The sequence below is a fragment of the Psychrobacter sp. 1U2 genome (assembly GCF_051847575.1).
In genome coordinates this window covers 1-1157 of record NZ_JBPYDC010000368.1, presented here as the reverse complement: position 1 = coordinate 1157, position 1157 = coordinate 1, and the positions used below count along the sequence as shown (strand labels likewise).

General features: G+C 44.4%; 1 protein-coding gene. It reads right to left on the bottom strand.

The genetic code is table 11. The features are described 5' to 3' along the window. Positions 1 to 61: 61 nt before the first annotated feature. On the bottom strand, positions 62 to 1157 hold a 1096-nt coding region (locus ACS8FD_RS15875; RefSeq protein WP_439276558.1), incomplete at its 5' end, for an AMP-binding protein.

Genomic DNA, 1157 nt, shown 5'->3' with positions numbered 1-1157 from the left:
AACTTAAGCTTAAAAGATCGTAAATTTGATAAAATCGGACGAAAGTAGTTTATTCATACTACTAACGTAAAGACTTACGCAGTATCTTACCTACCGCCGTCTTAGGTAATTCATCGATAAACTCGTATGACTGCGGGCGTTTATAACCTGTCAGACGCTCGCCAGCGAAAGCCTGCAACTCCTCTACGCTCAAGCTTGCCTCTTTTTTGACCACAAAGGCTTTTGGCACCTCGCCACTATGCTCATCTGCAATACCAATCACCGCCACTTCAAGTACTTTTGGATGCTCAGTCAACGCAGCTTCTACTTCATTAGGATAAACATTAAATCCTGAAACCAGTATCATATCTTTTTTGCGATCGACCAGCGTCAAAAACCCTTCTTCATTCATTACCCCGATATCACCTGATTTAAAATAACCATCTTTGGTAAAGGTGTTGGTATTATCTTGTTGCCAATAGCCGCGCATCACTTGTGGGCCTTTTATGCCTACCTCTCCAGGCTCGCCAATTGCACATGCTGAGTCATTTTCATCAATGATTTTGATATCCATCATGGCTAATGGTAGCCCTACGCTACCATTAAAATGGCTAATACCAGGTGGGTTAAAAGAGATAACAGGAGAAGTCTCAGACATGCCGTACCCTTCATTAATTATCATGCCAGTGACTTGTTGCCATTGATCAGATACTGCTTTAATAATCGCTGTACCGCCACCGATAGATAGCGCCAAGCGACTAAAATCAAGGCTGGCAAACTTTGGATGATGCAGCATACCAATAAACAAGGTATTGACCGATGGAATGACATGCGGACGATGCTGCTCAATGGTCTTGACTAGGCCATCGATATCGCGTGGGTTGGTGACCAATACATCTTCCCAGCCGCCATAAATGCCCAGCAAGCCGCAAACGGTAAAGGAGAAGATATGATAAAGCGGCAGCGGATTGAGTATCTTAATCTGCTCACGACGTCCCGCTTCAATCGCATTGCCAAACATCGCATAGCATTGACACACATTGGCCATGACATTATAGTGGGTCAGCATAGCGCCTTTTGGCTTACCAGTCGTGCCCCCTGTATACTGTAATAATGCCAAATCTTCACGCTCGATAGTGACGTCTTTAAAGTCTTCTGCGCGCTGCGATTGTAAGATG